Source organism: Amycolatopsis sp. WAC 04197, assembly GCF_003947475.1.
Classification (GTDB): domain Bacteria; phylum Actinomycetota; class Actinomycetes; order Mycobacteriales; family Pseudonocardiaceae; genus Amycolatopsis; species Amycolatopsis japonica.
This window is the reverse complement of record NZ_QHJK01000002.1, coordinates 1,077,427-1,090,102: the sequence shown is the minus strand read 5'-3', so window position 1 is coordinate 1,090,102 and position 12,676 is coordinate 1,077,427. Positions and strand designations below refer to the sequence as shown.

At 70.2% G+C, this 12,676-nt stretch carries 13 protein-coding genes and 1 pseudogene; 10 read left to right on the top strand and 4 right to left on the bottom strand.

Annotated features, from left to right (window positions below; translation table 11 throughout):
* The first annotated feature begins 167 nt into the window (after positions 1–167).
* Positions 168–1,082: a DNA recombination protein RmuC gene (gene rmuC, locus DMC64_RS12540; protein ID WP_016337155.1), complete on the top strand. Its 915-nt coding sequence runs from the start codon at positions 168–170 to the stop codon at positions 1,080–1,082.
* A 312-nt stretch (positions 1,083–1,394) separates the two neighbouring features.
* Positions 1,395–2,282: a DUF6542 domain-containing protein gene (locus DMC64_RS12535; protein ID WP_125733588.1), complete on the top strand. Its 888-nt coding sequence runs from the start codon at positions 1,395–1,397 to the stop codon at positions 2,280–2,282.
* Positions 2,283–2,372: 90 nt separating this feature from the next.
* Here the strand turns inward: DMC64_RS12535 and DMC64_RS12530 are convergent, their stop codons facing one another.
* Positions 2,373–3,386, bottom strand: a complete 1,014-nt coding sequence (locus DMC64_RS12530) for a 4-hydroxy-3-methylbut-2-enyl diphosphate reductase (protein ID WP_037340897.1) — start codon at positions 3,384–3,386, stop codon at positions 2,373–2,375.
* 151 nt (positions 3,387–3,537) lie between these two features.
* Here DMC64_RS12530 and DMC64_RS12525 point away from each other — a divergent pair, with 151 nt between their 5' ends.
* From DMC64_RS12525 to DMC64_RS12500, 6 genes are all read left to right on the top strand, one after another.
* Entirely contained in the window at positions 3,538–4,203 is a 666-nt protein-coding gene (locus DMC64_RS12525) for a lipid droplet-associated protein (RefSeq protein ID WP_125733587.1), read from the top strand.
* Complete coding sequence (gene xseA, locus DMC64_RS12520; protein ID WP_016337159.1) at positions 4,200–5,462, top strand: exodeoxyribonuclease VII large subunit; 1,263 nt, start codon at positions 4,200–4,202, stop codon at positions 5,460–5,462. The genes DMC64_RS12525 and xseA overlap by 4 nt, the downstream gene beginning before the upstream one ends.
* Positions 5,459–5,860, top strand: a complete 402-nt coding sequence (locus tag DMC64_RS12515) for a hypothetical protein (protein ID WP_125733586.1) — start codon at positions 5,459–5,461, stop codon at positions 5,858–5,860. The genes xseA and DMC64_RS12515 overlap by 4 nt, the downstream gene beginning before the upstream one ends.
* Positions 5,857–6,078: an exodeoxyribonuclease VII small subunit gene (locus DMC64_RS12510; protein WP_037340891.1), complete on the top strand. Its 222-nt coding sequence runs from the start codon at positions 5,857–5,859 to the stop codon at positions 6,076–6,078. Before DMC64_RS12515 ends, DMC64_RS12510 begins: the two co-directional genes overlap by 4 nt.
* An 84-nt stretch (positions 6,079–6,162) precedes the next feature.
* Positions 6,163–7,233, top strand: a complete 1,071-nt coding sequence (glpX, locus tag DMC64_RS12505; protein ID WP_199754956.1) for a class II fructose-bisphosphatase — start codon at positions 6,163–6,165, stop codon at positions 7,231–7,233.
* Between the two features lie 9 nt (positions 7,234–7,242).
* Complete coding sequence (locus DMC64_RS12500; protein WP_125733585.1) at positions 7,243–8,022, top strand: trypsin-like serine protease; 780 nt, start codon at positions 7,243–7,245, stop codon at positions 8,020–8,022.
* Positions 8,023–8,083: 61 nt separating this feature from the next.
* Here the strand turns inward: DMC64_RS12500 and DMC64_RS12495 are convergent, their stop codons facing one another.
* Positions 8,084–9,073 (bottom strand): NAD(P)/FAD-dependent oxidoreductase, encoded by a 990-nt coding sequence (locus DMC64_RS12495; protein WP_125733584.1) that lies wholly within the window; start codon positions 9,071–9,073, stop codon positions 8,084–8,086.
* 113 nt (positions 9,074–9,186) lie between these two features.
* On the opposite strand from DMC64_RS12495, the gene DMC64_RS12490 reads away from it, so the two are divergent.
* Positions 9,187–10,584 (top strand): class II fumarate hydratase, encoded by a 1,398-nt coding sequence (locus DMC64_RS12490; protein ID WP_125733583.1) that lies wholly within the window; start codon positions 9,187–9,189, stop codon positions 10,582–10,584.
* Here DMC64_RS12490 and DMC64_RS12485 read toward each other — a convergent pair.
* Positions 10,581–11,162 carry a TetR/AcrR family transcriptional regulator gene (locus DMC64_RS12485; RefSeq protein WP_125733582.1) on the bottom strand — a complete coding sequence of 194 codons (582 nt, stop codon included), beginning with the start codon at positions 11,160–11,162 and terminating at the stop codon, positions 10,581–10,583. The genes DMC64_RS12490 and DMC64_RS12485 overlap by 4 nt on opposite strands.
* On the opposite strand from DMC64_RS12485, the gene DMC64_RS43660 reads away from it, so the two are divergent.
* Positions 11,161–11,661, top strand: a complete 501-nt coding sequence (locus tag DMC64_RS43660) for an SRPBCC family protein (RefSeq protein WP_125733581.1) — start codon at positions 11,161–11,163, stop codon at positions 11,659–11,661. The two genes, DMC64_RS12485 and DMC64_RS43660, sit on opposite strands and share 2 nt — an antisense overlap.
* On the opposite strand, the pseudogene DMC64_RS12475 reads toward DMC64_RS43660, so the two are convergent.
* Positions 11,659–12,489, bottom strand: a pseudogene (locus DMC64_RS12475) (DMT family transporter); the annotation flags it as partial. The gene DMC64_RS43660 and the pseudogene DMC64_RS12475 overlap by 3 nt on opposite strands.
* Positions 12,490–12,676: the final 187 nt, after the last annotated feature.

Below are 12,676 nucleotides of genomic sequence, written 5' to 3'. Positions count from 1 at the left end.
AGGGCCGCACACCGGCCGGACAGCGGAGGCGCGCCCTTGGCGGCACTGCGCTTTCCGACACGCCGGGGACGACGCAGGTCAGATACGGAGCGCGACCGCGCCGCTCCGGTTTTGTCGGTGGGTTCCGCCATGATGTCCTCCGACTCGGATCCGGAGGGGAGGTACCGGTGGCGACGGTGATCACCACCGCGGCCGTCGTGCTCGCGTTGCTGCTGCTCGCGGCCGTCGCGCTGCTGTGGCGGCTGTACAACGACGGCATGCGGCGGGCGGACGCGGCGGCGAAACAGGTCGCGGCCGAGCGGGCGAAGGCGGATCAGCAGCAGCTCGCGCTGCGCCGGTACGAGGTCGCGTTCGCCTCGATCAGCGGCCGGGGCGAGCTGGGCGAGCAAGTGCTCCTGGAGACCGCACGCGCGCTCGGGCTCCGCGAGGAGCTGCACTTCACTTTGCAGACGGATCTGGCGGGCGGCGGTGCCGCGAAACCGGACATGGTGCTGCGGGTCGGCGGCGGCCGGACGGTCCCCGTCGACGCGAAGGCGAGCATGGCCTGCTGGGCCGAGGCCGTCGAGACCGACGACCCCGAAGAACGGCTGGACGCGCTGCGCGTCCACGTCCGGCAGCTCCGGTCGCGGGCGGCCGAGCTGGCGGGCAAGGGCTACCAGCGCTGGGCCGACGCGATTTACGGGACGATCATGTTCGTCCCGTCCGACGCGGCCGTCGTGGCCGCGCTGGACACCGACCCGGAACTGCTGCGCTGGATGCTGGACCGGCGGGTCTTCCTGTGCGGACCGACGGGATTCGCCGTACTGGCCTCCGCCGCGCTGTTCGCCGCGACCGAACGGGCACTGGTCGAGGACGTCGAGCAGGTGCGGGCGGGCGCCGCGGCCGCGCACCGGGCCGCGGGCAACGCGGTCGACGCGCTGAACCTGTCGAGCACCCACCTGCAGCGTTTCATCTCGGCTCGGCGGCGCGAACTGGAGGCGCTCGAGAGCTTCCGGAGCACGGTCTCGCCGCTGACGGACGCCGCGGGCAGCCCGGCGCCGGTGCCGCTGATCAGAAAGGCGGACGAACTCCCCGCGTCGTGAGGTGCGGACTGTGCTTGGTCCAGGTCCGCCTTTCCCAAGTACATGAAGGCCCCCATCCTTGCGCCTAGGTACGGGAAGGAGGCCTTCATGTACCGCAGGTACGCAGCACACCGACCGCACCGCCCCCACCAGCGGTTTCCGGAATCGCAAGCTCCGTTTCAGCCCGGAAGACAACCTTGTCGCCCGCTTACTCGTAGTACTTCCGGTAAGTGCCCGGACGGTCCGTCCGGGTGGTCCGGAATGACCACTACCAGGCGATAGACACACCGCCTGTTGGCGGTATGCCCGCAGCTTGGATATACGGTGGAGCCTGTGACCGCGATTCGCGATCGCCAGAGCGATCCTGATGCCGACGACGTCCCCGTTGCCTGGGACGAGCGTCCGCTCGTCGGCGCCAGGCGCGGGCTGCCCTGGTGGGCGGCCGTCCTGGTGGGCTTCGGGCTCGCCATCCTTGGCGCCTTCGTCGACATGATGATGCAGAAGGACCTGGGCCTGCTGTTCAAGGCCTGCTACGCGCTCGGCGCGGTGGCCGCGGTGGTGGCCGTCCAGCGCCGCGGGCTGTTCGGCCCGATGGTGCAGCCGCCCCTGGTCCTCGCCGTGACCGTCCCGGGAGTCATCCTCCTGACCTCGGACGGCAGCAAGGGCACGGATCTTCTTTCGAGAGCCTTCGACGTCGGCACGCCGCTGATCAACGGCTTCCCGACGATGGCCATCACCACCGGCATCACCTTGGCGATCGGCATCTTCCGGATCTACCGCGAGCGCGATCCCGAGGCCCCGGTGAAGGTCAAGCCGGGCACCAAACCGGAACGTCGCGACGAGGCCAAGCCCGCCGCCCGTCCCGCCGCGGCCGCCGCGCCGGGCCGTGGCCGTCCGGCGTCCCGGACCGGTCAGACCCCGCCCCCGCCTTCCCGCCGCGGTGCGCCCCGGGACGCCGCGCCGCGAGACGGTGCTCCGCCTCGCCGCCGTCCGGTCGACGACGAGCGCCGTCCCCGCCGCGACGCCGAACCCGGCGCCCGCAAACCGCCGCCCCCGGGACGTCAGCCCCGGCGGCCGCGTCCGGAAGACGGCGAACCGCGCCGCCGCGATCCCCGTGGCGAAAGCGCCCCCGGTGCCCCGCGCCGCCGCCCGCCGCGTGCCGACGACCCACGCCGCGGAGGGCAGCCGCCCCGCCGCCGGCCGTGGGACGACGAGCGGTGAAGCAAGGGACCTTTGCTCCCACTTGAGCCGCTGACCAGCGAAAAGGGCCGCCCGAGGACTTCCTCGGACGGCCCTTTCCCGTAAGGAACGTCAGGCCTTCGCGGCCTTGCGCAGCTCGTGCGGAAGCGCGAACGCGATCTTCTCGTTCGCGGTGGTGACCTCGTCGACGCTGTCCCAGCCGCGCTCGGCCAGCCACGCCAGCAGGTCCATCACCAGCACGTCCGGCACGGAAGCGCCGCTGGTGACACCGACGGTCTCGACGCCTTCGAGCCAGGCTTCATCGACCTCGTGCGCGAAGTCGACCAGGTGCGACGCGCGCGCCCCCGCCTTCAGCGCGACCTCGACCAGCCGCTTCGAGTTGGACGAGTTCGTCGAGCCGACCACCAGTACCAGGTCGCACTCGGCGGCCATGGCCTTGACCGCGACCTGGCGGTTCGTGGTGGCGTAGCAGATGTCGTCGCTGGGCGGGTCGGCCAAGCCGGGGAACTTGTCCCGCAGCTGATCCACGCGCTCCATGGTCTCGTCCACCGAAAGGGTGGTCTGCGACAGCCAGATGACCTTCGACGGGTCGCGGACCTGGACCTTGTCGACGTCCTCGGCGGTGTCGACGAGCTGCACCTTGTCGGGAGCCTCGCCGGCGGTGCCTTCGACCTCTTCGTGGCCTTCGTGGCCGATCAGCAGGATGTCGTAGTCGTCCTTCGCGAACCGGTTGACTTCCTTGTGCACCTTCGTCACGAGCGGGCAGGTCGCGTCGATGGTCCGCAGGTTGCGCTCGGCCGCCTCGGCGTGCACCGCGGGCGAGACGCCGTGCGCGGAGAACACCACCAGTTCGCCCTCGGGCACCTCGGAGGTCTCGTCGACGAAGATCACGCCGCGTTCGCGCAGGGTCTCCACGACGTGCCGGTTGTGCACGATCTCCTTGCGCACGTACACGGGTGCGCCGTAGAGCTCGAGTGCCTTTTCGACGGCGATGACCGCGCGGTCGACACCCGCGCAGTAGCCGCGAGGCTTGGCGAGCAGGACACGTTTGCCACCTGCCGGCACACCGGACTCGGTGATCGTCGGACTGCCGGCGGGCGTGATTCCGGGACTCGCAGAACTCATGCCCCCAGGGTACGGGCTGCCCCGGGGGCTCCTCGCACTCACGTTCAGGTGACCAGCGAACCCCTCCAAAGTATGTGCGGGGAGTCACGTCCTGTGAGCCGACACACCCGTTCGGTTGGGCAGGATGGGCCGGATACGGCAGGCTAGACGCATGAAGCCTCTCCCGCTCCCCCTCCGGGTCGCCGCGGGCCTCGCCGTCACCACCGCCGAGCGGGTTCGCGAACTTCCCAAGCAGCTCACCGGGCTCCCCGTCACGGTGGTCAGCCAGGTGCTCCAGTTCTCCATGCGCGTCCAGCAGCACGTCACCGAGCTCGCCATCAAGGGCGACGACGCGCTGTCGGGCCTTCGCCCGGTCGAGGACACGCCCAGCTGGGCGACCTTCGACGAAGACCTCCCGCCGGACCTGGGTGAACGCCGGTACGAACGCGACTCGTGCGTCATCCCGCTGAGGGAGGACGCCGAGGTTCCCGAGCCGCGTGCCGAGACCAACGGCCACCTCCACGACCTCGAAGCGCTCACCGAAGACCCGTGGGCCGAGGAGGAGCGCGCGCTCGCCGAGGAGCACCCCGACGGCGAGTTCGACAGTGCCGCCGGTGCGAGCGCGCCCGTGACCTCCGGTCCGGCCGGGCTCGACGACTACGACACGCTCACCTTGCCGCAGCTGCGCGCCCGTCTGCGCCGGTTCGACCTCGCTCAGCTGGAAGAGCTGCTGACCTACGAGAAGGCGAACGCCGACAGGGCGTCGTTCGTCGGCATGCTCGCGCGGCGCATCGGGAACGTGAAGAAGGCCGACGGCGACGGCGCGGAAGGCCAGTGAGCGCCGAACCCACCTCAGCGGCCGGTCCGTCCACCACCGCCGAAAACCCGTGGCCGGTCCGCACGGTCGCCCGCAAGGTCGGCGAGTGGATCAACCGGCTCGGCGCGGTCTGGGTCGAGGGGCAGGTCACGCAGATCTCGGCCCGCCAGGGCACCAACACCGCGTTCCTGACCCTGCGCGACCCGTCCGCGGACGTCTCGATGTCGGTGACCTGCCCGATGGGTCTGTTGCGCACGATCGAACCGCCGCTGCGCGAAGGCGCGAGCGTCGTCGTGCACGCGAAGCCGACGTTCTTCATGAACCGCGGTTCGCTGAGCCTGCGCGCCAACGAGATCCGCGCCGTCGGCATCGGCGAGCTGCTCGCGCGGATCGAGCGGCTGCGACGGCTGCTGGCCGCCGAGGGCCTGTTCGCGCCGGAGCGCAAACGCAAGATCCCGTTCCTGCCCAAGGGAATCGGGCTGATCACCGGACGCGCCTCCGCCGCCGAGCGCGACGTCCTGGTGAACGCGCAGGCCCGCTGGCCGCATGTCGCGTTCAAGGTGATCAACACCGCCGTCCAGGGTTCGCTCGCCGTCCCGCAGATCCTCCAGGCACTGTCCAAATTGGACCGTGACCCGGACGTCGACGTCATCGTGATCGCGCGCGGCGGCGGCAGCGTGGAAGACCTGCTGCCGTTCTCCGACGAAGCGCTGTGCCGCGCCGTCTCCGCGGCCGGGACCCCGGTGGTCAGCGCCATCGGGCACGAGCCGGACACCCCGCTGCTCGACCACGTCGCCGACCTCCGCTGTTCGACGCCGACCGACGCCAGCAAGCGCATCGTGCCCGACGTGCGCGAGGAGACCCAGCGCGTCCGCCAGATGCGCGACCGGGGCCGCCGCGCCCTGCACGGCTGGGTGGACACGCAGGTCAGGCTGCTGAACCAGATGCGCAGCCGCCCCGTGCTCGCCGATCCGCTCGGCCCGATCCAGCGGCGCTCCGACGACGTCGAGATCCATCGCGAACGCGGTCGCCGCGCGATGCTCACGCTGCTCGCGAAGGACCAGGCCGAGATCGCCAGCGCCCGCGCGCGGCTGACCGCGCTCGGCCCGGCGGCGACCCTCGAACGCGGCTACGCCGTGGTGCAGTACACCGATTCCGAAGGCAACCTCCAGGTACTCCGGTCCGTCTCCGAGGTCGTGGACGGCGCGAAACTGCGCGTCCGCGTGGTCGACGGCGCGCTCGGCGCCGTCGTCTCGGGAGAGCCGGAGGAGGGGCGTTGACGGCGAGTTTCCTGCCTTTGACCATCGACGCCGCGAGACGGGCCGACGCCCCCGAGGTGCTGCGCAACGCGCTGCTGACCGACCACGCGGCCGCCGAATGCTGGACCGTGCTGCTGGCGGGGTGTGAGTTTTCGACAAAGCGGGGTCTCGACGCCCAGCTGCGGAAACTCTCCGAAGCGACGGGCGAGCACGTCGGCACCCGATGGTGGTTCGCGGACGGTTCCGTGCACCGCAAACGGGTGGCGCGGGCGCAGGAGAACCTCGTCGCGGCGATCGCGGAGGGTGACGGCCAGGAGTTCGCTCTCGCCTTCGTGGGTTACGACAACGCCATGGCCGGCGCGGTAGTGTGCGCGGGTATCGGCAAACACCGACGTCCGGTAGAAGGAAGCACAGCGTGAGCGAGACCGCCGAACTCGGCTACGAGCAGGCCCGCGACAAGCTGGTCGAGGTCGTCCGCGAGCTCGAAGCGGGCGGGCTGTCCCTGGAACAGTCGCTCGCCCTGTGGGAGAAGGGCGAGCAACTGGCGAAGGTCTGCGAGCACCACCTCGAGGGCGCGCGCGAGCGGATCGAGGCCGCGCTGTCGTCCGTCGAGGACGAGGCCGGCGACGGTCAGTGACGTTCACCATGCTCCTGCGCCACCGAACCACCGTGGGTATCTGAGAGACTGGGACCCCGCCGAGTTCCTGACCCGGGAGGCCGCATGCCCACCCCCACCTCGTCCGCCAGCTCTTCGCGACGTCCTGAAGCCCCCGATCGCAACCTCGCGATGGAACTGGTCCGCGTGACCGAAGCCGCCGCGATGGCCGCGGGCCGCTGGGTGGGCCGCGGGGACAAGATCGGCGGGGACGGTGCCGCCGTGGACGCGATGCGCCAGCTGGTCTCGACCGTGTCGATGCGCGGTGTCGTCGTCATCGGCGAGGGCGAGAAGGACGAAGCCCCGATGCTGTTCAACGGGGAAGAGGTCGGCAACGGCGACGGGCCGGACTGCGACGTCGCGGTCGACCCGGTCGACGGGACGACCCTGATGGCCAAGGGCATGCCGAACGCGCTGGCCGTGCTCGCGGTCGCCGAACGCGGCGCGATGTTCGACCCGTCCGCGGTGTTCTACATGGAGAAGCTCGCCGTCGGCCCGGACGCCGCGGGCAAGGTCGACCTGGCCGCCCCGATCGCGGAGAACATCCGCCGGGTCGCGAAGGCCAAGAACTCCAGCGTCTCCGACGTCACCGTGTGCATCCTCGACCGGCCGCGCCACGAGCAGCTGATCAAGGAGGTCCGCGAGGCCGGCGCCCGGATCCGGTTCATCTCCGACGGCGACGTCGCGGGCGCGATCGCCGCGGCCCGGCCGAGCACCGGCGTCGACATGCTGCTCGGCATCGGCGGCACCCCCGAAGGCATCATCGCGGCCTGCGCGATGAAGTGCCTCGGCGGCGAACTGCAGGGCCGCCTGTGGCCGAAGGACGACGCGGAGCGCGAAAAGGCACTGGCCGCGGGCCACGACCTCGACCGCGTGCTCGGCAACGACGACCTCGTCCGCGGCGACAACGTGTTCTTCTGCGCCACCGGCGTCACCGACGGCGACCTGCTGCGCGGCGTGCACTACCGCGCGGGCGGCGCCACGACCCAGTCGATCGTGATGCGGTCGAAGTCCGGCACGGTCCGGATGATCGACGGTTACCACCGGCTGACCAAACTCCGCTCGTACTCGTCCGTCAACTTCGACGGCCACCTCGACGACACACTGGACGACGACGTCGTTCCCCCGCTCCCGTAAGGAGAAACCGTGCTCAAGCGCGTGCTCGTGGTCCTGCTCGCGGCGATGGTCCTCACGCCGGTCGGGCAGGCCACGGGCGCGGGCGACCTCGTCGGCGGCAGAGAGGCCGACGAGCCGTATCCGTTCATCGTTTCGCTGCATTCGGCCTCCGGCAAGGCTTTCTGCGCCGGGACGCTGATCGCGGCGGACTGGCTCGTGACGGCGGGGCACTGCGTCGAGGGCAAGAACCCGGCGAATCTGGGCGCGCGGGCCGGCAGCAACGACAACACCCAGGGTGGCGAGACCGCGAAACTCGCCGAGATCGTGGTGAATCCGTCCTACAACCCCGAACCCGAGCACGCGGGCGGCGATCTCGCGCTGGTGCGGCTGGCCGCCCCGGTGAAGACGGCGCCGATCGCGATCGGGGCCGTCGTGGCGCCCGGGACGGCGACGCGGCTGCTCGGCTGGGGCCAGACTTGCCCGACTTCGGGCTGTGGCAAGGGTCCCGCGAAGCTGCAGCAACTGGACACGAAGATCGTCGAAGGCACGCGCTGCACCGCGAAGTTCGACGGCGCCGTCGAGTTGTGCACCGACAACCCCGGCGGGAACACGGGTTCGTGCTACGGCGATTCCGGTGGCCCGGAGATCGCCAAGGTCGACGAGAAGTGGGTGCTGCTGGGCACGATCAGCCGTCCGGGCAACGCGGATCCGGTGTGCGCGACCTCGCCGTCCATCGCGACTTCCGTGGTGGCGTACGCGCAGTGGATCGCGGAGAAGATCACGCCGCCTACGCCCGCTCCGCCCGCCTGACGTGCAATGAAAGGACCTTTCCTTGCGAAATTTGCAAGGAAAGGTCCTTTCATTGCACGCGCTACTCGGCGTTGCTGGAGTGACCGGGGAACAGATGCGCCTCCGGATTCAAAGCGACCGCGATGTTGTTCACCGCCGTCGCCGCTTCCCCGAACCCCGTCGCGATCAGCTTCACCTTCCCCGGATACGCCGCGACGTCGCCCGCCGCGTACACCCGCTCCCGCGGCGTCGCCATGGTCGAGTCGACGGCGATCGCCCGGTGGTCGATCTGGAGTCCCCAGCTTTCGATCGGCCCGAGATCCGCGGTGAACCCGAGCGCGGCGACCACCGTGTCCGCGCGCAGCACCTCGGGCTCGGCGCCCTTGCTCTGGATCTCGACCTCGGCCAGCGTGCCGTCGCGGTCGAGGAACCGGGTGACTTCGGCGTCGGTGACGATCCGCACGCCGAGTTCGCGCGCCTGCCGCACGATCGACTCGGCCGCGCGGAACTTCGCGCGCCGGTGCACGAGGGTGACGCTCGCGGCGACCGGATGCAGCGCGAGCACCCAGTCGAACGCCGAGTCCCCGCCGCCGACGACGACCACGTGCTGCCCTTCGTGCGCCTTCAACGACGGCACGAAATGAACCATGCCACGGCCGAGCCAGCCGTCGCCCGCGGGCAGCGGCCGCGGGGTGAACTCGCCGATCCCGGCGGTGATCAGCACCGCGCCGGCGCGCAGGACCTGCCCGCCGTCGAGGGTGATGGTGACGCCGCCTTCGACGCTTTCGAGCTTTTCGGCCTTGCGTCCGAGCAAGTACACGGGTTTGAACGGCGCCGCCTGGTCGAGCAGGCCCCGGACCAGATCGCGGCCGCGGACCTCGGCGAATCCGCCGACGTCGTAGATCATCTTTTCGGGGTACATCGCGGTGACCTGACCGCCCGCTTCCGGCAGAGAATCCACGACGGCCATCGAAAGGCCGCGGAATCCCGCGTAGTAGGCGGCGAAAAGACCTGTCGGACCTGCCCCGATGATGACGAGGTCGTACGACGTTTCCCCAGCGGACTCGCTCATTCGGCACTCTCCCGGCCGGTGGTGGGCGGCGTGATCGAGAACACATTCGATCCTAGCCCTCGCGTGCCGAAAGACACGGAGCGCGCCGAGAGACGCTGCGCGAGACTTGGGGTATGGCTGAACAGGAATACCGGATCGAACACGACACCATGGGCGAGGTGCGCGTCCCCGTCGACGCCCTCTACCGCGCGCAGACGCAGCGCGCCGTCGAGAACTTCCCGATCTCCGGCCGTGGCCTGGAGCGCGCCCAGATCCGCGCGCTCGGCCTGCTGAAGGCCGCCGCGGCGCGGGTCAACGCGCGGCTCGGCGTGCTGGACGCCGAGGTCGCCGAGGCCATCGCGAAGGCCGCCGACGAGGTCGCCGAGGGCGAGCACGACGCGCACTTCCCGATCGACGTGTTCCAGACCGGTTCCGGGACCTCGTCGAACATGAACGCCAACGAGGTCATCGCGACGCTCGCGTCGAAGGCGCTCGGCCGCGACGTGCACCCGAACGACCACGTCAACGCTTCGCAGTCGTCGAACGACACCTTCCCGACGACGATCCACGTCGCCGCGACGGAAGCAGTGCTCTCCGATGTGATCCCCGCTCTGGAGTACCTGGCGACCGCCATCGAGACGCGGGCGACCGAATGGGCGGACATCGTGAAGTCCGGTCGCACCCACCTGATGGACGCCGTGCCGATCACCTTCGGCCAGGAAGCCGGCGCGTGGGCGTCGCAGGTCCGGTTCGGGGTCGAGCGGCTGAAGTCGGGTCTGCCGCGGCTCGGCGAACTGCCGATCGGCGGGACCGCGGTCGGTTCCGGGCTGAACGCGCCCGAGGGCTTCGGCGCGGCCGTTTCGCAGGAACTCGCTTCGGTGACCGGCCTTCCGCTGACCGAGGCGCGAGACCACTTCGAGGCGCAGGCGACGCAGGACAGCGTCGTCGAGACGTCCGGGCATCTGCGCACGGTCGCGGTGTCGCTGAACAAGATCGCGAACGACCTGCGCTGGCTGGGATCCGGCCCGCGCACCGGGCTCGCCGAACTGGCGCTGCCGGATCTGCAGCCGGGTTCGTCGATCATGCCGGGCAAGGTGAACCCGGTGATCCCGGAGGCGACGCTGCAGGTGGTCGCCCAGGTGATCGGGAACGACGCGGCGGTCGCCTTCGCGGGCGCGGCGGGCAACTTCCAGCTCAACGTGAACCTGCCGGTGATCGCGCGCAACGTGCTCGAATCGGCGCGGCTGCTCGCCGCCGTCTCGCGGCTGCTGGCGGACAAGGTGTTCGCGGGCGTCACGGTGAACGACGACCGCGCGCGCGAGTACGCCGAGGGGTCGCCGTCGATCGTGACGCCGCTCAACAAGTACATCGGCTACGAAGAGGCCGCGGCCATCGCGAAGCAGGCCCTCAAGGAGCTGAAGACGATCCGCGAGGTCGTGATCGAACGCGGTCACGTCGCGAACGGCAAGCTCACCGAAGCGCAACTGGACGAAGCACTCGACGTCCTCCGCATGGCGCGCGGAGGCCGCTAAGCACCGAGAGCGACCACAGCCGCGTGAAGCGGTGAGGCGAGCGAAGCCGCCAGCCCACCCGAAGGCGGTGTCTCGGTGAACAGGTGCAGCCAGGTCAGCACCGGACCGAGCAGGATCGCGTGCACGAGAGCCGGATCGGGCCGTCGTGGGAGTTCCCCTCTCGCGACGGCCCGATCCAGCATCTGGACCAGATAGCCGCGTTCGCGGCCGAGGAAGACCTCGCCGAACCGGGCCTCGAGCACCGGATCCGCCCGGACGTCGGCGAGCAACGACGGCAACGCCTGCCGCAGTTCCACACCGTCCAAAGAGGACTGGATCACTTCGAGGACCGCCGCCACGTCGCCCCGCAGCGAGCCGGTGTCCGCCGGCGGTTCGAGTTCGGCCGGATGGATCACCGCGGCGAACACGAGTTCCGCCTTCGACCGCCATCGCCGGTACACCGCGGCCTTGCCGACGCCCGCGCGCGCCGCGACCGCGTCGACCGTGCAGCGCTGGTAACCGGTTTCGGTCAGCAACGCCCGCACGGCCTCGCGGACCGCGTCGTCGATTCCTTCTTCCCTCGGCCTGCCTCTCGCCATGACCACAGTTTACGAGACTGACAGTTCCATATATCGTCCGGGTATGACCTGGACGAGAATCTCCCGCGAAATCCTTCCCTTTCCGCCGTCGGCGCTCTGGTCCTTGCTGGCCGACTTCAGCCGTTGGCCGGACTGGGATCCCGACCTCAGCGCCGCCGAACTGCACGGCCCCGCCGCGACGGGGACGACCGGTTTCCTCGTCCCGAACGGTTTTCGCGGCCGCGTGCACTCACGGGTCGCCGAGCCGTTCACGATCACGTCCCTGATCCAGGACCGCGAGATCGCCCTTCGCCAGCCGATTCCCTTCGGTGCCATGGATCTCGTGCTGCGGCTGACCGCCGTCGACGGTAGGACGGAGTTCGTCCAGGAGATCACCCTCGGCGGGCCGATGCGCGCGGTCATGGTCGCGGTCATCGGCGGCGACGTCGTGAAGCATTTCGACGTCAAGTGCGCCAGGCTCGTCGAACTGGCGGCGGCGCAGGCCGATCACGACGCCTGACGAAACGAGCGCCACCCCGATCACCTGCGAGAAGCGGAAATCCTGCATTCCCAGCAGGAGTGAAACGGCGAGCCCGGAGACCGGCATCAGGCCGACCAGCACCCCGGCCCGGTCCGCGCCGAGCACGGAAACCGCCGAGTACCAAAGAAGAAACGCGATCGCGGTGACGACGACCGTCAGGTAGCCGAGCGCGATCAGTTCACGCCCGTCCGGCCACGCCCAGGCGCCGGACGGGTCGGCGATCGTCCCGACGACCGCGCCGCCGGTGCCCGCGGCGAAACACCCCCAGGTCGCGGTCGCCAACGGCCCGAGCCTTTCGAGCACGCCGACGGCGAGCAGCGTGAAGAGCGCTTCGCACACCATGGCCAGCGCCGCGAGCACCAGCCCTTGCCAGCGCGCCGCACCACCGCCGGAGAGCACCGCGATCCCGAGCCCCGCGAGTACCGCTCCGGTCACCGGCGCCCACGACGGCCGTTTCCCCTTCGCGAGCGGACCGGCGAGCGCGAGCACGAGCGGTGTCCCGCCGAGGAAGGCGGCGACGAGGCCGGGTTCGGCGTAGCGCTGCGCGAACAGCAGGCACGCCTGGAATCCGATCATCCCGGTCGCCGCGAGGGCGATCAGCGACGGCAGGTCGCGGGCGCCCGGCAACGGCAGCGGGCGCCCGCTCAGCCGCGCCCACGCCAGCAGGAGCACTCCCGCCAGCGCGTAGCGCAGCGCCTGTCCGGTGATGACGGGGTAGCCGTCGAGCATTCCCGTCACCGGCACGGACGCGCCGACGATCAGCACCCCCAGTACGCCGATCGTCACGGCTCTTCTGTCGTTGTCCATGCCTTTCACGATGGCGGGTTTTTGGCCCTGAGCGAAGATCCAAACTGACGTTGTCGAACTGGACCAAAAGTCCGTGAAGGCCCCCATCCCTCGGCTCAGCCGAGGAAACTCACCCTTCACACCTTGCCGAGTACGTGAAGGCCCCCTTCACAGCATCTAGCGCAATGAAGGCCCCCTTCATGTACTT